Genomic DNA, 18,729 nt, shown 5'->3' with positions numbered 1-18,729 from the left:
CTCACAACATCCCCACCCAGACCCTGAAAAGCAAAGCAGAAAAAACCGTTTGTCATTGCAATGCCGCGCGGCTTTTAATAACAGGCTCGCTTGGCGCCAAGTGCGTCACCGCTCAAGCACCTCTTTCACGGCATTTCATGGAACCGACATGGCGGACCTGACATCCACTCGCAACAGCTATGTCGCATCGAAACGGCAACGCTTCGGCGTGTCGAAAGGCACGTTCTACAAGCTGCTTTCGTGGCTGGTCCCCGCATGTGTCGTGGTGATCTGGGAAGCGGCAGCACGCGCAGGACTCATCACGCCGCAAGTGCTTCCGGCGCCCAGCAGCGTTCTTGAAACCGCGCTCGGTCTGATGCGCTCTGGCGATCTCTTCGTTCACCTCGGTGTGTCGCTTTTGCGCGCCGTCACGGGCTTCGTTATCGGCGGGACGGTTGGTCTCGTGCTCGGAATCGCAGTCGGGTTTTCGCCGCTCGCGCAAGCGCTTCTCGATCGCTCCATTCAGATGGTGCGCGCCATTCCCTTCCTCGCCATGCTGCCGCTCGTGATCGTGTGGTTCGGTGTCGGCGAAGTCGCGAAGATCTTTCTGGTCGCGCTCGCCGTGCTGTTTCCCATCTATATCAACACCATGCTCGGCATCCGTCAGATCGATCCCAAGCTGATGGAACTCGCCAAGGTGATCGGCCTCGACTGGACCGCGATCGTGCGACGGATCATTCTTCCCGGCGCCATGCCGTCGATCCTCACGGGCGTGCGCTATGCGCTCGCTCACGCGTGGCTCGCGCTCGTCATTGCCGAGACGCTCGCGACGACCAAGGGAATCGGCTTCCTCGCCATGGACGCCCGCGAATTCCTGCAAACCAATGTCATCGTGCTGACCATCGTCATCTACGCGGTCATCGGCGTGGTGGCGGACGCGTTGGTGCGTCTGCTCGAAGCGCATTTCTTATCGTGGCACGCGAACTACGCCAAAGGAGCAACCTAGTGACCGAGAGCATCGCCCTGTCGCGCGACTCCGACATCCGCGCGCGCGCCGCCGAACGCGTGAGCCACGCGTCCCTTGCCGTATCGGTGAGAGGTCTGCAGCGGCGCTATGGCAAGCGCGTCGTCATCGATGCACTCGACCTCGATATACGCAAAGGCGAATTCGTCGCGTTGTTAGGCGAAAGCGGCTGCGGAAAGACGACACTCTTGCGCGCGCTCGCCGGGCTCGACCGGCCGGATGCCGGCGAGATTCGCGCGCCCGAGCGGCCGTCCGTCGTGTTTCAGGAGCATCGGCTGCTGCCTTGGGCGACGTTGTGGGAGAACGTCGCGCTCGGCCATGAAAGCACGGTAGGACGCACGGGCGCCGCGCGCGCGCTGGGCGAAGTCGGACTTTCGGGCCGTGAAGATGACTGGCCTCGCAATCTTTCCGGCGGTCAGGCGCAACGCGTGGCGCTCGCGCGCGCTTTGGTTCGCGACCCCGCGCTCCTGTTGCTCGATGAACCATTCGCGGCGCTCGACGCGCTCACGCGCATCAAGATGCACGGGCTCGTCAAGGAACTCGTCGCGCGTCATCTGCCGGGCGTGCTGATCGTGACGCATGACGTCGATGAAGCGCTCACGCTCGCCGACCGAATCCTCGTGATGCGCGCGGGTCGCATCGCTGCATCGTTTCGGCCCGGCGATCACGCGCCGCTGCAATTGCGGCCGATTCTGCTCGATGAACTGGGCGTCCAGTCTCACTGATCCACCAATCGTTTCCTGCAAAACTCGAAAGGTACCAACAAGAATGATCGATTCCTCGCTGAACCGCCGCCAGTGGTTGCGTGCGGCAGGCGGCCTCGTGGCCGGCGTCGCCGCAAGCAGCCTGATTCCCACGCGCGCCGCCGAACCGCGCAAGCTGACGCGCAACACGGACACGGTGCGCATAGGTTGGGGTTACGGCAGTCTTCCCGATATCGCGCGGCAACGTGGCGTGTTCGAAAAGACGCTCGCGGCCAAGAACATCAAGGTCGAATGGATCGGTCCGTTTCCGAATCACGCGCCCTCGCTACAGGCCGTGGTCGGCGGCAGCGCGGACTTCGGCTTCTGGGGCTCGACGACGCCCGCGCTTGCGTCGATGCTCGCAGGCTCGCCACTCGTCTTCAATGCGTTCGATGTCTATTCGCCGCGCTCGACCGCGATCATCGTCAAGAAGACGAGCGGGATCCATTCGGTGGCGGATCTGGCCGGGCGCAAGGTCGCGGTCAACCGTTCCGGGCTCGGCGAGTTTCTGTTGATTGCAGCGCTGGAAAAGAATCACATCGACCGCGGCAAGGTTGAATTCGTCTATCTGAATCCACCCGACGCAGCGCCCGCCTTCGCGCAAGGCAAGGTCGATGCGTGGTCGATGTGGTCGCCCGCCGTGGACATTGCGCGCAACGCCAACGACGCAAAGGACATCTTCAACGAAGGACGCGATCTGGATTTTCTGATCGACTACAGCTCGCTCGTGACGCGCCGCAAGTTCACCGAGGAAAACTCCGAGCTGATTCGCGCGGTCATCGACGCGTATTACGTCGAAGGCGCATGGCAGTCGAGTCATTCCAACGAATCCGAAAAACTCGTGCAGGGTGAAGCGAAATATCCCGATCAGGTGCGCGATTATCTGGCGAGTCTCAAGCGCGTGAATCAATTCCATGAACCCGATGACGCTGCCTTCATGGCGCAGCTTCAACGCGCCGCCGACTGGCTCGCGGAACGCAAGATCATCAATTCGCGCATCAAGGTGGCCGACTACAGCATCAAGGTCTGAGGAGGCGAGCCATGAACATGCGATACACACTGGCCTGCGATCACGGCCGCAATCTGTCGAACGCGTGGTCGCGCAACTTCGCACGAGAGCGATCCCATGTCTGATACGAAGAACATCGACCCTACCGCGCCGAAACTGGTCTCGCCGCTGTCGGCAAGGCTCGGTTTCGCGGAGATCATCGCGGACATTGCATCGACTGCGGCTGCACGCGAGCTTGCGCATCGTCTGCCGCACGAGGAGATCGCAAGGCTCAAGGCGGCGGGCTTCGGCCGCTCGCGTCTGCCCGTCGATGCGGGTGGCCTCGGCTTGTCCTTGAGCGAACTGCTCGTCGTCGCGCGTGATGTCGCGGCGGCGGATTCGAACATCGCGCACGCGTTTCGTAACCATCTCTGGCAAATCGAGGCAGCGCTCAGGCGGCGCGACCTTCCGTTTCATGCGCACGTTCTCGACCTCGCCAGGCAAAACAAGACCGTCGGATTGAGCTTCACGCAGACCGATGTGACTGCCGCTGGCGCGCGACCGACGCAGGTCCTGAGTCGTTTGGAATGGGACGCAAGCCGCGATGTCTACGTCGGCTCCGGCGACAAGGTTTATGCCACGGGCAACCTCTACAACGATGCGTTCATCGGCCTTGCCGTGGAAAGTCGCGCGGGCCGCAACGTGCAATACGTGCTCGATCGCGGCGAAGGCGTGGACGACGCCGACGACTGGCAAGGCTTCGGCCAGCGCTTGACAGGTTCGGGCACGGCCAGGTTTCGCGCCGTGATGGTGCCGGCCGCGCATGTCTATCCGACTGACCCGCCAAGGTCGGATGAAGCCGCGCCTTGGGGATACACCTTCCATCAGGTTTATCTGACCAACTGCATCGCGGGCATCGTGCGGCGCGTGGCGCTGGATGCCGTCGAGGTGCTTCGTTCGCGCGGCCGCAACTTCTATCATGGCGAGGCCGCGCATCCGGCAGACGAACCGGTGTTGCAGACCCTGCTCGGGCGCATCCGTGCTTATGCGGCGAGTGTCGAGGCGACGGCGGACCGCGCGGTCGCGGCGCTGCAGCGTGCATCGGAAAGCTACGGCACGCGCGATGAATACGACACCACGCTCGCAGCCACGTTCGCGGCGGCCGAAGCGAAGGTCGTCATCGACGATCTCGCGCCGCAAATCGCGTCGTGGCTGATCGATCTGGGATCAGGCTCGGTCGTCTCGCGCACGGGCGCTCTCGACCGGCACTGGCGCAACATCAAGGTGATCGCGTCGCATAATCCGCGGCTCTACAAGGAGCGCTTGCTTGGCCAGAACTTGCTGAACGGACAACTGCCGCCGACGGGCGCGTTTTTCTGATCTCGGGCTGCGGCGTTCTCGCTCACCAAGCGGGAGCGCGCTGCGCGGCCCCAGCGGCGCACGTCCGCGAAAGCGCGCCGCAGCGCTCCTTACGCATAAACAGAAGCGCTACCCCTTCGTTTTACGCAGCAAGCAATCGACGCACGCGCGGCACGACCTCTTCCGCAAAGCCGCGCATATCGATTTCGAACGGCTGGAACTGCAGCATGAAGAGTTCGATTCCCGCCCGGTGAAAGTCCGCCACGCGCCGCGCGACCGTATCGTAATCGCCGACGAGACCCGCCGCCGTGCCGCCGTTCGAACCCACGCGCGCCGTCTTCGCGAAGGTCTTGTGCATGACCGTGTTCGGATCGGTATTGGCCTTCTGCTGTTCGCGCAGCGGCTTGTCGAGTTCCGCCAACGCAAAGAGATGGTCGAGATGCGCCTCGGCCTGCGCCTGCGTCTCACGCGCGATCACGAAGGCCGACAAGCCGAAACGCAAGGCATCGGCGCCAGCGGGACGCACGCGCGCACCGACATCGGCGATCAGGCGTGCAACATCTTCAGGCGGCTGGCCGTTGATGAACCATACGTCGCCATGCGCGGCCACGAGCGAGCGCGCCGGTTCCGATTCGCCGCCGACATAGAAGCGCGGCCGCGCGCGAAATGGATCGGCGGGACGCAAGCGGTATTCGTCGATACGAAAGTTGTCGCCATGATGATTCACGACCTCGCCGCGCAAGAGCTTGTCGAGCACGGCTATCCACTCGCGGCCATAGGCATAGCGTTCGTCATGCTCCGGAAAACCGATACCGGCGCGCTCCAGCTCCGGACGATTCCACGCATTCACCAGATTGATGGCAAAGCGCCCGCCGCTGATGTGCTCGATCTGCTGCGCCATCTTCGCGAGCACCACCGGATGATAGAGATAAGGCTTGATCGCCGTGATGATCTCGATGCGCGAGGTCAGCGCCGCGAGCGCAGCCGATGCCGTCCACGCTTCGAGCTGATCGAGCGAGGGATCGTGCGGATTGATCGTGTGCTGGGCGACGAGCACCGAGTCGTATCCGAGACGCTCGGCTTCGAGCACGAGTGCCTTGTTGCGCGCCCATGATGCGTCATAAGGTTCTGCGGGGTCCCGCAGCGCCGCGCGGCTGCCGTGCACGAGCGCCCAGACGCCGAAGCGTGGAAAGTTGGAAGACATCGATTCGATACGCGAGAAGACGCAATGAAGGGGATCACATGCTAACGCCGCACGCGTGCGCGCTTTCGAATTTCTGAAGATAAGCAACTGCGCGAAACGCATTAAGCGAGCATGACTTTCGTTCATGCCCGGCGCAGAAAACCTCACGAGCGCAGGGCTCATATGCATATTCGATTTGCTCGCTTCGCAATAGGCCGGGCGCGCGTCATCATTGCTTACTCACCTGCACGCTCCCTACCTAGCTCCCATCCATGCGCACGTTTTCGTCGGTCCTTCGCGGACTGGTCTTCGCCGCCGCTTTGTCCGGCGCGTTCATCGAACCTTCACTGGCGGCGAGCACGGCTCCCGCCGTCGATCGCGATACGGTCGTGATCGGCGTCGAGAAGGAGTTCTACAACCTCGACGGACTCGTGGCTGTCAGCGGCGATTCGCTGCGCTACGGATGGCAGATTTACGACACGCTCTATGGCTTCGACCTGAAGGGCGATCTCGTGCCGCGTCTCGCCACGAGCGTGAAAGTATCCGACGATGCGCGCGTCTTCACCTACAAGCTGCGTCCCAACGTCAAGTTCCACAACGGCGCAACGCTCACGTCGCGCGACGTGAAGGCATCGCTGGAACATGTGCTCGATCCACGCAGCAAGAGCACGCGCCGTCCGTTCTTCGCGCCGGTGATCGACTCGGTGGAAACGCCCGATGACCTCACCGTCGTCTTCAAGCTCAAGGCGCCGGACGGCGCCTTCGCGAACAAGATCGCGGGGTATCTGTATATCGTGCCCGCCGACTATCTCGCGAGTCTGCCGAATCCGGATGCCTTCGCGCAGAAGCCGGTGTCGCTCGGGCCGTACAAGTTCAAGTCGCTCGCGCCCGGCGGCAGCGAACTCGTTTTGGAGCGCTTCGACGACTACTGGGGCGAAAAGCCCCGCGTGAAGACGCTGATCTTTCGCGCGATCACCGAGCCCGCGAGCCGTGTCAATGCGGTGCTGCGCGGTGAAGTGGATATCTCCGTCGCGCTGCCCTTCTCCGACTATGCGCGGCTCAAGAAGGAAAGCGGGCTGGACGTGATCGAAAGCCGCGTCGCGTCGCCGGTGTACGTGCGCGTCTACACGACCGACAAGAACTCGCCGTTCTCTAACGTCAAGGTGCGCCAGGCGCTGAGCTATGCGCTCGATACGCAAGCCATCATCAAGAGCGTGCTCTATGGCGTGGGCGAGCCGCTCGGCACGATGATCTCCAACTACTATCCGTACGGCGCGGATCGTTCGATCAAGCCGTATGCCTACGACCCGACAAAGGCGAAAGCGCTGCTTGCCGAAGCGGGCTATCCTAAGGGCTTCGAGACCACGCTCAACATCCAGGGCGACATGCCGCAAGGCGTGGCCGAAGCGATCGCCGCGTACTGGGGGCAAGTGGGCGTGAAGGTCAAGCTCAACCGCCTCACCTATGCCACCTTCCAGCGCCTGAACAATACACACACGTCCGGGCCGCTCGCACTGAGTCAGTTTACCAATGCGTTGTACGACCCGGTGCATCCGGTGGGCGGCGCGTTTGCATCGAATGGAAGCTGGTCCGACTATTCGAACCCGAAGGTCGATGCGCTGCTCGCCGATGCCTCACGCGTCAGCGATACCAAGAAGCGCGGCGAGATCTTCCAGCAGGTCGGACGCGAACTGCACGACGACGCCGCTGCGTTCTTCATCTCCGAATTCACCTACGTGTATGCGAAGAAGAAGACGTTGCAATGGCAACCGCAGCAAGGCGGCGGCTTCCTGAACTTCCGCTCGGTGCAATGGGCTGCGCCGACCGTGGCGGGGAACTGAGATGATCGCCTACGGTCTGCGGCGGGTGGGCTCGGCCTTGATCACGGTCTGGCTGATGTCGGTCCTGATCTTCGTGCTGGTGCGCATGGTGGGCGACCCCGCTTACTTGCTGATGCCGCCCGAAGCCACCGAAGCGGACCGGCAGCTCTTTCGCGAGCAACTCGGTCTTGCCGATCCCGTGCCCGTGCAGTACGCGCGTTTCTTGAGCGGCATCCTCCACGGCGACATGGGCAACTCGTTTCACTTCGGCGCGCCGGCGCTCACCATGGCGCTCAGCCGGCTTGCCTCCAGTCTGCTGCTCGTGGGTGTGTCGCTGGCGGTGGCGCTCGCGCTCGGGTTGACGCTCGGCGTCGTCTCGGCGGTGCGGCGCGGATCTCTCTTCGATCGGGCGGCGTCGTTTTTTGCGGTACTCGGTCAGGCCGCGCCGCCGTTCTTCGTCGCGCTGCTGCTCATCCGTCTTTTCTCCGTGCAATGGGGCTGGCTTCCAACCGGCGGCCACGGCTCGTGGCGTCATCTGATCCTGCCCGTCGCCGCGCTCTCGTGGTATTCGGCGGCGGGCATCGCGCGGCTCACGCGCGCCAACATGCTGAGCGTGCTCGAAGCCGATTACATCCGCATGGCACGCATCAAGGGCTTGCCGGAGCGCGTCGTGATCGTGACGCACGCGCTGCGCAACGCGGCGCTGCCGATTGTCGCGTTCACGGCTTCGCAGTTCGGCGTGTTGATAGGCGGCGCAGTGGCAATCGAGACCGTGTTTTCGTGGCCGGGCTTCGGCAGCCTCATGGTAGAGGCCATCAGCACGCTCGATTTCACGGTGGTGCAAGCGGCCGTGATCGTTTCCGTGCTGCTGTTCGTCTCGATCAATCTCGCGGTCGATGTGCTCTATGCGCTCATCGACCCACGCATCCGGTATCGACAATGAGCGCGCGTTTTCCCTCCAATAGCGGCGAGCACGCATGGGGCCGCCTGGCATGGCTGGATAGCGGCGTCGCGATCAACGCCGGCGTGCTGGTGCTGATCGTCGCGGGCTCCGTGCTCGCGCCGTGGCTCACGCGCGTCGATCCCAATGCCATCGACCTGGCGGCGACGCTTCAGGCGCCTGGCATGCATCACTGGTTCGGCACGGATCAGATGGGTCGCGACGTCTTCACGCGCACGCTCCATGGCGGACGCATCTCGCTTTCCATCGCCTTCTGCGCGGTGCTGCTGGCGGGCTTTTTCGGCGCGCTGGCGGGGCTCTTGTCGGCATATGTCGGCGGACGTTTCGATGCCGCGCTCATGCGTGTCGTCGATGCCCAGTACGCGCTGCCACCCGTGTTCCTCGCCATGCTGATCGTCGGCATATGCGGGCCGAGCATGACAAACATCGTCATCGTGGTGACGCTCGCGAACTGGGGGCGCTTCGCGCGCATCATCCGCGCCGAGGCATTGAGTCTGCGCGAACGCGATTTCATCCTGATCGCGAAACTGGCCGGCGCCACGCCGCTTCATGTGGTGCTGCGTCATTTGCTGCCGAACGTGCGTAATACGTTCATCGTCTTGCTGACGCTCGACATCGGGCTCGTCATCTTCATGGAAGCGGCGTTGAGCTTCGTCGGACTCGGCGTGCAGCCGCCCGATCCTTCGTGGGGCGGCATGATCGCCGAGGGCCGCAATTATCTCGATACGGCGTGGTGGCTCTCCGCGCTGCCGGGCCTCGTGCTGATTGCGACGGTTCTATGCAGCAACCGCATCGGCGAGAGTCTGCAACGCGGCGAACGCGCCGGGGAGGACTGGCGATGAGCAACGAGCCCGTGCTTGCGATCGACGATCTCGTGGTCGAAGCGCCCGGCGCGAACGGACGCGTGCGACTCGTCGACGGCGTGAGCTTTTCCGTGCACGCGGGCAGCACGCTGGGTCTCGTCGGCGAATCGGGTTCGGGCAAGAGCGTGACGTGTTTGTCCGTGCTTGGTTTGCCGCCGCGCGGCGTGCGCTTGAAGTCGGGCCGCATTCTGCTCGATGGCGTCGACTTGCGCGACAAGACACCCGCCGAACTGAACGCGCTGCGTGGCCGGGATATCGGCATGATTCTGCAAGACCCGATGACCTCGCTCAATCCGCTTCTGACCATCGGCCGGCAGATCACGGAGATGTTTCGTTATCGGGAGGGCGTGACGAGCCGCGCCGAACGCGAGGCGCGCGCCATCGAGTTATTGCGGCGCGTACGCATTCCCGCGCCCGAGAGCCGGCTCAAGAGCTATCCGCATCAGTTCAGCGGCGGCATGCGCCAGCGCGTGGCAATCGCCATGAATCTCGCGTGTAATCCGCGCCTCTTGATCGCCGATGAACCGACCACCGCGCTCGACATCACCGTGCGTCTGCAGATACTCGACCTGTTGCGCGAGGTGCAAGCCGAACGCGGGACGGCGATCGTGCTCGTCACACACGATCTGCATCTCGTGCGCCGCTACTGCGACGACGTCGCGGTGATGTATGCGGGGCGCATCATCGAGCAGGGTCCGGTGGAAGAAGTGTTCGCGCGGCCGCGCCATCCTTATACGAAAGGGCTGCTCGGCGCGGTGCCGCGACTGTTCAGCTTGCAGCATCGGCTGACGGTGATTCCCGGACATCCGCCCTTGCCTGGCAGCATTGCAGAAGGTTGCCGCTTCGCGCCGCGTTGCCCGCGCGCGCAAGCCGATTGCCTGAGCACTTATCCCGCGACGCGCTCGCTCAATGCCGGCCGCGAAGTCGCGTGCTGGCATCCGCAAGAGTACGACGTCACCGCGCATCCTCCTCTTGCGACGGCCACGACATGAGCGCTTCCGACACGCAAGTCTCAGCGATAGAAGTGGCGCGCGTCACCAAAACGTTCCCGGTGCGCGGCGGACTTTTCGCGCGTCCGAAGATGCTGCGCGCCGTGGAAGACGCATCGTTCGTGCTGCCGCTTGGCGGCACTTTCGGACTCGTCGGCGAATCGGGATCGGGCAAGTCCACGCTGGCGAAGATCATCCTCGGCGCGGACGATGCAAGCCAGGGCAACGTCTTCTTCGGCGAACGCGTCTTCGGCAAGCACACGCAGGCGAAGGACGTCCGCTGGCGGCAACGCGCCGTGCAAGCCGTCTTGCAAGACCCGTTCGGCTCGCTCGATCCGCACATGACGATCAGCGACATCGTGCTGGAACCGCTGCGTATTCAGCGCAGCGGGCTTGCTCGCGCGGAACTCGACAAGCGTCTCGACGAACTCCTCGCGCAAGTCGGCCTGCCTGCGGAATTCAAGCGGCGGCGCCCCGGCGAGTTGAGCGGCGGCCAGCGTCAGCGCGTGGCCATTGCGCGCGCGCTCGTTCTGGAACCGGAGATTCTCGTGCTGGACGAGCCGGTTTCCGCGCTCGATGTGTCCATTCAGGCGCAAGTGCTCAACCTGCTGAAAGACCTGCAGGATGCGCTCGGCCTGTCCTATCTGCTGATTTCGCACGACCTCGCCGTGGTCGCGTTCATGAGCAGCCATATCGGCGTGCTCTATCTCGGACGCTTCATGGAACGAGGCACGCGCGAGGATATCGTCGAGCGCGCGGCGCATCCGTACACGCATGCGCTGATCGCCGCGTCCGCGCCGGATTCGTTCGCTGTCGAGCCTATTGGTGGCGAGATTCCATCGCCGTTAGCGCCGCCTTCCGGCTGTGTCTTTCATACGCGCTGCCCCGCTGTGCGCGACGTCTGCCGCACGGAAGCGCCGCCCGATTATCAGTGGTCCGCGACGCATCGCGTGATGTGTCATTTTCCCATCGCATCGAAGCAGACATAGGACGCACGCCATGTCGAAGGAAATCCGCATCAACGCGTTTCTGGCCTTCGCGCCGACGCACCTTTCGCCGGGGCTATGGGCGCATCCGCGTGACCGCGCGCTCGACTACAACTCGCTCTCGCTCTGGACCGATCTCGCGAAGACGGCGGAACGCGGCGGCTACGACGCGCTTTTCTTCGCCGATGGCATCAGCCAGTACGACGTCTATGGCGGCTCGAACGCCGCGGGCGTGCGCTGGGGCCTGCAGTTCCCGCGCCTCGATCCGCTCTTGCTGGTTTCCGCGATGGCGCAGGTCACCGAGCATCTCGGCTTCGCGGTGACGAGCAGCGTGAGCTACGAAGCCCCGTTCCTCTTCGCGCGGCGCATGTCCACGCTCGATCATCTGACGCGCGGGCGCATTGGCTGGAACATCGTGACGAGTTTCGGGCAGAGCGGCGCGCGGGCGATAGGACAGGACGGCGCGCGGCCGCACGACGAGCGTTACGATCTCGCCGACGAATACATGGAGATCGTGTACCGCCTGTGGGAAGAAAGCTGGGAAGACGGCGCGGCGGTACGCGATACCGAGACCCGCGTTTTCGCCGATCCGGCGCGCGTTCACGAGATTCGCCATGAAGGAAGATTCTTCTCGATGCAGGGCACGCATTACTCGGAGCCTTCCCCGCAACGCACACCGCTTTTGTATCAGGCAGGCACGTCCGGTCGCGGCAAGGACTTCGCCGCGCGTCATGCCGAATGCGTGTTCCTGAGCTCGCCGACCGCGCATCTGGTCGCGCGCGATGTCGCCGATGTGCGCGCACGGGCCGCCGCGCTCGGCCGCGATCCCGCTTCGGTGTTGTTCTTCGCGCTCGCCACCGTGATCGTCGCGCCGACCGCCGAAGAGGCGCAGGCGAAGTGGCAGGACATTCAGCGCCACGTGAGTCTGGAAGGCGCGCTTGCATTGTTCTCGCGCTGGAGCGGTATCGACCTGTCGAAGTACAGCCCCGACGATCCGTTGCGCTACGTGAAGAGCGAGGGCATGCAGTCGGCGATAGAAGCATTCACCGTGGCCGATCCCGGGCGCGTGTGGACCATAGGCGAACTCGCGATCTTCAATGCCATTGGCGGCAAGGGACCGGTGTTCATCGGTTCGCCCACCGAAGTCGCCGATGCACTCGAAAGCTGGATGGCGCAAACCGGCATCGACGGCTTCAATCTCAGTCACGCGCTGTTGCCCGGCACACACGAAGATTTCGTCGATCTCGTCGTGCCCGAACTGCGACGTCGCGGCGTCTATAAACCGGCCTATCGCGCAGGCACCTTGCGCGAAAAACTCTATGGCGAGGGCGCGGCGCACCTTGCCGCGCCGCATCCCGCCGCATCTTTCCGAAGCGCTCACAGCGTTTCGCCCATCGAGGACGAAAGCCATGCTTGATACCGCATACGAGACCATCACCGTCGAGCCGCTCACGCGTCATATTGGCGCGCAGATTGGCGGCATCGACCTGACGCAGCCGCTTTCCACGCAGCAGGTGGCCGACGTGCGCCGCGCGCTGCTCGCGCATCAGGTGATCTTCTTTCGCGATCAGCCGATCACTCTGGACCAGCATCTCGCGCTCGGCCGGCATTTCGGCACGTTGCACGTGCATCCGAATAGTCCCGGTCCCGAAGGCTACCCGGAGATCCTGACGATCCACGCAGATGCCGGTAGCAAACGCGTCGCGGGTGACCACTGGCACTCGGACGTGTCTTGCGACGAAGCGCCGCCGATGGGCAGCATCCTGCATCTGCATACGCTGCCATCGCATGGCGGCGACACGCTCTTTTCCAGTTCCTACGCGGTGTATGAATCGCTGTCGCCCGGCTTTCGATCCTATCTCGAAGGACTGACCGCCACGCACGATGGCGAGCCGACTTATCGGCAGCGCAATCGCCTGCGCGGTATCGACGATACGGGCAAGCGCTTTCCGAAGGCATCGCATCCGGTGGTGCGCACGCATCCGGAAACGGGACGTCGTGGCGTATTCGTCAATTCGAACTTCACGACGCACATCGATGGCGTGTCCGAGGCGGAGAGCGAAGGCATTCTGCGCCTGCTTTATGCACGCTTCGCCGCACCCGAGTTCCAGGTGCGCTTTCGCTGGCAGCCGCATTCCATCGCCTTCTGGGACAACCGCGCGGTTCAGCATCTCGCCGTGTGGGATTACTACCCGGAAGTGCGCTCGGGTTTTCGCGTAACGATCAACGGTGACAAGCCTTTCCTATGAGCCACGACGCACAGCGCATCAAGAAGGAAATCCGCGTCAATGCATTCGCCTTGCACAGCCCCGTGCATCATTCGCCAGGCATGTGGCGGCATCCGCGCGACCGCTCGCTCGAATACAACACGCTCGATTACTGGGTCGATCTGGCGAAGACGCTGGAGCGCGGGCTGATCGATTCGCTCTTCATGGCCGACAGCATCGGCGTGAACGACGTGCACGGCGGCAATATCGATACGGCCTTGCGTCACGGAGCGCAGGTGCCGAAGCAGGACCCGATCATGTCGCTCTCCGCGATGGCCTACGCCACGCGCGATCTCGGCCTGTGCGTCACGAGCAACGCCAATCACGAGCCGCCGTATGTGTTCGCGCGCCGCATGTCCACGCTCGATCACCTGACGCGCGGACGCATCGGCTGGAACATCGTCACGGGCTTCGCACAGAGTAGCGTGAGAGTGCTCGGCAAGGACGGCGTCGCCTCGCGCGACGAGCGCTACGATATCGCCGACGAGTATATGGATGTCGTCTACAAGCTATGGGAAAGCAGCTGGGAAGACGGCGCGAGCGTGCGCGACCGCGACACCGGCATCTTCGCCGATCCGTCGAAGGTGCATCGCGTCGATCATCACGGCAAGTACTTCAAGGTGCAGGGCATCCACATGACCGAGCCTTCGCCGCAGCGCACGCCGGTGCTGTTCCAGGCGGGGTCGTCGGCGCGCGGGCAGCGCTTCGCGGGACGTCACGCCGAAGGCATCTATCTGAGCGGGCCGAGCAAGAAGGTGCTGACGCCCGTGGTGTCGGGCACGCGCGCGGAAGCGGTCAAGGCGGGACGCGACGGCCACGACATTCAGTTCTTCACGATGGCGACCATCGTCACCGGCCGCACCTCGCGCGAGGCGCGCGACAAATACGAGGACTATCGCCGCTACGTGACGCCCGAAGCCGCGCTGGCGATGTTTTCCGGCTGGACGGGCATCGACTTCTCGACTTACGACCCCGACGAGCCGATCCGCTACATGCAGCTCGACGCGGGCACGTCCTCGGCGCTTGAAGGCTTCACACGGCTCGATCCGGAACGTGTGTGGACCGTGCGCGAACTGGCGTTGCATAACGCCATCGGCGGACGCGGTCCAGTGTTCATCGGCGCACCGGACGAAGTGGCGGATGCACTCGAAGACTGGGTCGATGAAACCGATATCGACGGCTTCAATCTGAGCTATGCCGTGACGCCGGAAGCCTACGAGGACTTCGCGGAATTGATCGTCCCCGAGTTGCAGGCACGCGGCCGCTACAAGACGCGCTATGCGCCGGGCAGCCTGCGCGAGAAGCTCGGCGGGCAAAGCAGCTTCCTGAACGCGCGTCATCCCGGCGCCGCGTTTCGCCGCTAACACCTTACACGACTCCACCATGAGCACTTCCAGACGACTCTCCGACGCACTCGCCGCCCTTCCCGCACTCGCCGACGAAATCGGCGCCGATGCCGCCCAGCGCGAGCTGCGCCGGGAACTGCCGTTCGCGGCCTTCGACGCGTTCCGCCGTTCGGGCCTCGGCGCGTTGCGCATACCCGCCGAACGCGGCGGACTGGGCGGCTCGCTCGAAGACGCTATTCACGTCGTCACGACGCTCGCGGCGGCCGAGTCGAACGTCGCGCATGCGTTGCGCGTGCATTTCGATGTCGCCGAATCCATGCGTCTTGCACCGGACACGCCGTTTCACGACCGGCAGGTGCGCCGTATCGTCGAAGGCGGGTTGTTCGGCGGCGCATCGGGCGAACAGGGCACGGCGCGCGCGGGCGAAATCGAAACGGCATTGCGGCGCGAGGGCGACCACTTCCGCGTCACGGGCAAGAAGTACTACACGACCGGCACGGCGTACGCCGACTTCGTGCGCACCAATCTGGTCGATGAAAACGGCAAGGGCGTGACGGCCATCATTCCGGTACGCACGGAAGGACTCGAAGTGCTCGACGACTGGGACGGCATGGGTCAGCGCATGACGGCAAGCGGCAGCGTGGTGTTCGACAACGTGAAGGTGGACGCAAGCGAAGTGATCGAAAAAGGCTATCCGTTGCTCGTCGGCCGGCACGGCGGCGCGTATCGGCAGCTGCACCTCGTCGCGGTGGCGGCGGGGATCGTGCGCAATGTCGTGTCCGATGCGCGCGGCTATGTCACGGGACATGGGCGGCCGGTCATGCACTCCACCGCGGCCACGGCCCGCGAGGACGTGTTCATTCAGCAGGTGGTGGGCGAACTTTCGGCGTTGAGTCACACGATCGATGTGCTGGTGCGGGACAACGCGCGCACGCTCGATGTGTCGTCGAACGCCATCCGCAATGCCGATCCGGCCGCGGATGAACTCGTGCTGCAAAGCGCGCTCGCCACGGCGCGCACGCAGATCGTCGTCGGCAAGCTGGCCTTGCAGGCGGGCGAGCGTCTCTTCGATGCGGGCGGCGCGTCCGCGACTTCGCGCAAACATAACTTCGATCGGCACTGGCGCAATCTGCGCACGATCTTCAGCCATAACCCCCTGCATCATAAGGCGAAGGTCGTGGGCGACTACGTGCTCAATGGCGTGAAGACGCATTTGGTGGAGGGCCGGACGTTTTAGGCGCGCGTCGTTTGTTGCAAGGAAACGGGTCGACCGGTAGTTGCATTTCGCCGCGATGCCACCGGAAGTAGCGGCACTTTTAGTCATGCGCGACGCCGCTTTGGTCGCAAGAGGTTGAAGCCAGCGCAAACCACGCCCGACTCTCCCGCGTGATAAGGTCACAGGAAACCTTGGGAGCGAACATCATGCAAAAATTGACTCCGGCTGGCGAGCAAATCATCGGAGAAATTGCCCGGCGACACGGCTTTAGCACCGATGCCGTGATGAGCATGCTCGAATCCGTGATTCGGGGAAACGGCGGCATGGCGCAATTCAGCCACCCTGAGTTCGGAGGTTCCGGCCAGTGGATGCTGGGTGGCATGACCATGGTCTCGGACCTGTTCAACAACCACCTGAAGGGTCAGGTGAACGGCTTGTGCTCCGAGCTTTCTGGCCTGATCGCCAGTCAGCCCGACCTGATTCGCAGCGGCAGTTTTCAGTCGCAGAGCCAGGGTGCTCAGTATCAGCATCGCGATGGTGATGGTCATCGACAGCAGACTGCAGGCGGCCCCGTCGGCTCGGTGAGTCTCTTCGTTCCCGCCGATACGAGCAACTCCGGCAACTGGTGGCCCGCCGATCTAGGCTGGCCGAATAGCACCGGCGCACAGAACGGCATGCGCTACGCGTTCTTCTCTCAAGCCAAACGCCTGGCGATAGAAGTGAACGGAAAGACGACGCTTTACGACACGCTCGATCACGAGATCGGCGGCTTCTCGCAGCAGCAGTCGCACGGTGCGTCTCTTACGTTTGGAAGCCAGCACGGTTTGGTCGATGTCGGGAGCCTTCCTGTTGTCTCCTCAAGCGGGGGATTGCCTGTGCAGGAGGCGCCGGTGAGTGCTCGGTCATCGGCGGCAGAGTCGGATGTGTTTGCCACCATCGAGAAGCTCGCTCAATTGCACGCTAAAGGAATTCTTAGCGATGAAGAGTACGCTTCGAAGAAGGCGGAGTTGTTGGGACGGTTGTGAGCGTCGGGCGGTGTTCGTTGATTGGAGAGTACGCTTCCCGCCTTGACGCATTCGATGGGCGCGCGATGCGTAGTTGGAGGTGCTTAATCGTCGATCGGGCGCCGAGCTCGACAGACATGCACGACCACTTGCCTTCATACGCATGACTTCGAACCCCTCACCTCGACACCGGATACCCGACTCATGAACGAACGCCAGCTTCGTATCGATCTAGCTGCCGCATTCCGATGCTTCGCCCGGCTGGGCATGCACGAGGCCGTCGCGAATCACTTCAGCGCGGCCGTATCGCCAGATGGACGCAAGTTTCTGATGAACCCGAAGTGGGTGCATTTCTCGCGCATCCGCGCAAGCGACCTGCTGTTGCTCGATGCCGACGACGCCGACGACCTGGCCGGCCGCAACGATATCGATCCCACCGCGTGGGCCATCCACGGACAGCTTCACAAGCTCGCTCCGCATATCCGCGTGGCGATGCATCTGCATCCGATTCACGCTACCGCGCTCGCATGTCTCGCCGACCCGGAGATCAAGCCGGTCGAACAAAACACGGCGCGTTACTTCAATCGCGTTGCGCTCGATACGTCCTTCGGTGGCATGGCCGATACCGCGGCAGAAGGCGCGCGTCTGGCCGGCCTACTCGGTGACAAGTCGCGCTTGATGATGGGAAATCACGGCGTCATGGTGACATCTTCGACCGTTGGTGAAGCGTATGACGACATGTACACGCTCGAACGCGCCTGCCAGATTCTGTGCATGGCGTATGCAACGGGACAACCGCTGAAACTGCTGTCGCCAGAAGTCGCCGAGAAGACGGCGCGCGACTGGGAAGGCATCGCGGATTTCTCCCTCGCGCACTTCGAAGAGATGAAGCGCATTCTGGACAAGGAAGACCCGTCCTACGCCGACTGAGATGAAGCCGTTTCGCGACACCGCGGCAGCTCGAACGGCCTCGCGCAGCGTCGAGGCAAGTACGCTTCAAACGCCGACCGCAGGCTCGTAGCCAATCTCTCGCTTGTCGGCGGTGATCACTCGAATGGGCTTGCCTTCGATCCACGCGCGAATATTCTCGACCGATTCGCCATAGTAGATGGCGTACGAGTCCTCGGTCACGTAACCGATGTGGGATGTCGCGATCACGTTGCTCATCGAGCGAAGGGGATGCCCGGCGGGCAGTGGCTCCATATCGTAGACATCGAGCGCCGCGCCCGCAATCTGTCCGCGCTGCAACGCGTCGATCAACGCTCGTTCGTTGACGATGGGTCCGCGCGCCGTGTTCACCAAAAGCGCATTCGGCTTCATGGTGACGAGTTCCGCCGCGCCTATCAGGTCTCGCGTGCGCTCCGACAAGCGGACATGAATGGAAAGAATATCGCTTCGTGCAAGCAGTTCTTCCTTTGTCACATAGGTCGCGCCGTGCTTGGCGGCCGCCTCCGGCGTCATGTTCTGGCTCCACGCAATTGTCTTCATGCCGAACGCCTGTGCCACGCGGGCGGTCACGCTGCCGGAATAGCCCAGCCCGAGAAGACCGATCGTCTTGCCGTTGAGATCGCGGCCGACCGACACTTGCCAGCCTCCTTCGCGAAACGAAGCCGCCTCGCGGGGAATGTGGCGCGCCGCCGCGAGGATGAGCGCCCAGGTGTGCTCCGCCGCAGCCGTCAACGAAGAAGCCGTCGCGCAGACCGTGATACCGAGTTGGTCGGCGGCTTCGATATCGATAGCCGCATTCCACGGCCCCGTGCTCGCAAGCAGCTTCAGGTTCTCGAGCTTCGACAGGACGTTTCGCGTAAAGCGGGTGCGCTCGCGCATGACGCAGAGAATGTCATACGGCCGAAGACGTTCGATGAGTTCCGCTTCGTCATCGATATGATCGGTGAACACATCGATTTCGGCGTGCTCTCGCAAGCCGTTCCAGTTGCCGAACTTGAGCGATGTATTCTGGAAGTCATCGAGAATGGCGATCTTGTGCATGAGCGTCGTGTT

The 18,729-nt window shown here is 63.2% G+C and carries 17 protein-coding genes; 15 read left to right on the top strand and 2 right to left on the bottom strand.

Translation table 11 applies throughout. The features are described 5' to 3' along the window. Positions 1-148 precede the first annotated feature (148 nt). The 4 genes from P9250_RS07210 to P9250_RS07195 all read left to right on the top strand — a co-directional run bounded on the left by P9250_RS07210 (position 149) and on the right by P9250_RS07195 (position 4,114). Positions 149-985 carry an ABC transporter permease subunit gene (locus tag P9250_RS07210; RefSeq protein WP_250469424.1) on the top strand — a complete coding sequence of 279 codons (837 nt, stop codon included), beginning with the start codon at positions 149-151 and terminating at the stop codon, positions 983-985. After that, entirely contained in the window at positions 985-1,728 is a 744-nt protein-coding gene (locus P9250_RS07205) for an ABC transporter ATP-binding protein (RefSeq protein WP_244830683.1), read from the top strand. The genes P9250_RS07210 and P9250_RS07205 overlap by 1 nt, the downstream gene beginning before the upstream one ends. Before the next feature lie 43 nt (positions 1,729-1,771). After that, positions 1,772-2,776 carry an NrtA/SsuA/CpmA family ABC transporter substrate-binding protein gene (locus tag P9250_RS07200; protein ID WP_250469423.1) on the top strand — a complete coding sequence of 335 codons (1,005 nt, stop codon included), beginning with the start codon at positions 1,772-1,774 and terminating at the stop codon, positions 2,774-2,776. A gap of 96 nt (positions 2,777-2,872) precedes the next feature. Further along, positions 2,873-4,114: an acyl-CoA dehydrogenase family protein gene (locus P9250_RS07195; protein ID WP_310392024.1), complete on the top strand. Its 1,242-nt coding sequence runs from the start codon at positions 2,873-2,875 to the stop codon at positions 4,112-4,114. A 121-nt stretch (positions 4,115-4,235) separates the two neighbouring features. Here the strand turns inward: P9250_RS07195 and P9250_RS07190 are convergent, their stop codons facing one another. Then, positions 4,236-5,297, bottom strand: a complete 1,062-nt coding sequence (locus tag P9250_RS07190; RefSeq protein WP_310392022.1) for an LLM class flavin-dependent oxidoreductase — start codon at positions 5,295-5,297, stop codon at positions 4,236-4,238. A 251-nt stretch (positions 5,298-5,548) separates the two neighbouring features. Between P9250_RS07190 and P9250_RS07185 the strand changes: the two genes are divergently transcribed. The 11 genes from P9250_RS07185 (at position 5,549) to P9250_RS07135 (ending at position 17,658) form a co-directional block, all read left to right on the top strand. After that, complete coding sequence (locus tag P9250_RS07185; RefSeq protein WP_309958635.1) at positions 5,549-7,117, top strand: ABC transporter substrate-binding protein; 1,569 nt, start codon at positions 5,549-5,551, stop codon at positions 7,115-7,117. A gap of 1 nt (position 7,118) precedes the next feature. Then, a complete protein-coding gene (locus P9250_RS07180; RefSeq protein ID WP_244830690.1) occupies positions 7,119-8,039 on the top strand; it encodes an ABC transporter permease in 921 nt (306 codons plus the stop codon). Beyond that, positions 8,036-8,899 (top strand): ABC transporter permease, encoded by an 864-nt coding sequence (locus P9250_RS07175; protein ID WP_250494602.1) that lies wholly within the window; start codon positions 8,036-8,038, stop codon positions 8,897-8,899. Before P9250_RS07180 ends, P9250_RS07175 begins: the two co-directional genes overlap by 4 nt. Further along, complete coding sequence (locus P9250_RS07170) at positions 8,896-9,912, top strand: ABC transporter ATP-binding protein (RefSeq protein WP_310392017.1); 1,017 nt, start codon at positions 8,896-8,898, stop codon at positions 9,910-9,912. Before P9250_RS07175 ends, P9250_RS07170 begins: the two co-directional genes overlap by 4 nt. Further along, on the top strand, positions 9,909-10,898 hold the full coding sequence (locus P9250_RS07165) for an ABC transporter ATP-binding protein (RefSeq protein WP_310392015.1): 990 nt from the start codon (positions 9,909-9,911) through the stop codon (positions 10,896-10,898). Before P9250_RS07170 ends, P9250_RS07165 begins: the two co-directional genes overlap by 4 nt. Positions 10,899-10,908: 10 nt before the next feature. After that, positions 10,909-12,312, top strand: a complete 1,404-nt coding sequence (locus P9250_RS07160) for an LLM class flavin-dependent oxidoreductase (protein WP_310392014.1) — start codon at positions 10,909-10,911, stop codon at positions 12,310-12,312. Further along, positions 12,305-13,144 (top strand): TauD/TfdA family dioxygenase, encoded by an 840-nt coding sequence (locus P9250_RS07155; RefSeq protein WP_244830696.1) that lies wholly within the window; start codon positions 12,305-12,307, stop codon positions 13,142-13,144. The genes P9250_RS07160 and P9250_RS07155 overlap by 8 nt, the downstream gene beginning before the upstream one ends. 17 nt (positions 13,145-13,161) lie before the next feature. After that, positions 13,162-14,526: an LLM class flavin-dependent oxidoreductase gene (locus P9250_RS07150; RefSeq protein WP_409014864.1), complete on the top strand. Its 1,365-nt coding sequence runs from the start codon at positions 13,162-13,164 to the stop codon at positions 14,524-14,526. A 19-nt stretch (positions 14,527-14,545) separates the two neighbouring features. Continuing rightward, a complete protein-coding gene (locus P9250_RS07145) occupies positions 14,546-15,745 on the top strand; it encodes an acyl-CoA dehydrogenase family protein (RefSeq protein WP_310392011.1) in 1,200 nt (399 codons plus the stop codon). Between the two features lie 185 nt (positions 15,746-15,930). Beyond that, positions 15,931-16,749 carry an SHOCT domain-containing protein gene (locus tag P9250_RS07140; protein ID WP_250527691.1) on the top strand — a complete coding sequence of 273 codons (819 nt, stop codon included), beginning with the start codon at positions 15,931-15,933 and terminating at the stop codon, positions 16,747-16,749. A 183-nt stretch (positions 16,750-16,932) separates the two neighbouring features. Beyond that, positions 16,933-17,658, top strand: coding sequence for a class II aldolase and adducin N-terminal domain-containing protein (locus P9250_RS07135; RefSeq protein WP_250469406.1), 726 nt, complete (start codon positions 16,933-16,935; stop codon positions 17,656-17,658). A 66-nt stretch (positions 17,659-17,724) separates the two neighbouring features. Here the strand turns inward: P9250_RS07135 and P9250_RS07130 are convergent, their stop codons facing one another. After that, positions 17,725-18,717: a D-2-hydroxyacid dehydrogenase family protein gene (locus P9250_RS07130; RefSeq protein ID WP_310392757.1), complete on the bottom strand. Its 993-nt coding sequence runs from the start codon at positions 18,715-18,717 to the stop codon at positions 17,725-17,727. Positions 18,718-18,729: the final 12 nt, after the last annotated feature.

The sequence above is a fragment of the Caballeronia sp. LP006 genome (assembly GCF_031450995.1).
Lineage (GTDB): Bacteria > Pseudomonadota > Gammaproteobacteria > Burkholderiales > Burkholderiaceae > Caballeronia.
The sequence above is the reverse complement of the archived record's forward strand: the minus strand, read 5'-3'. Positions and strand labels throughout refer to the sequence as shown.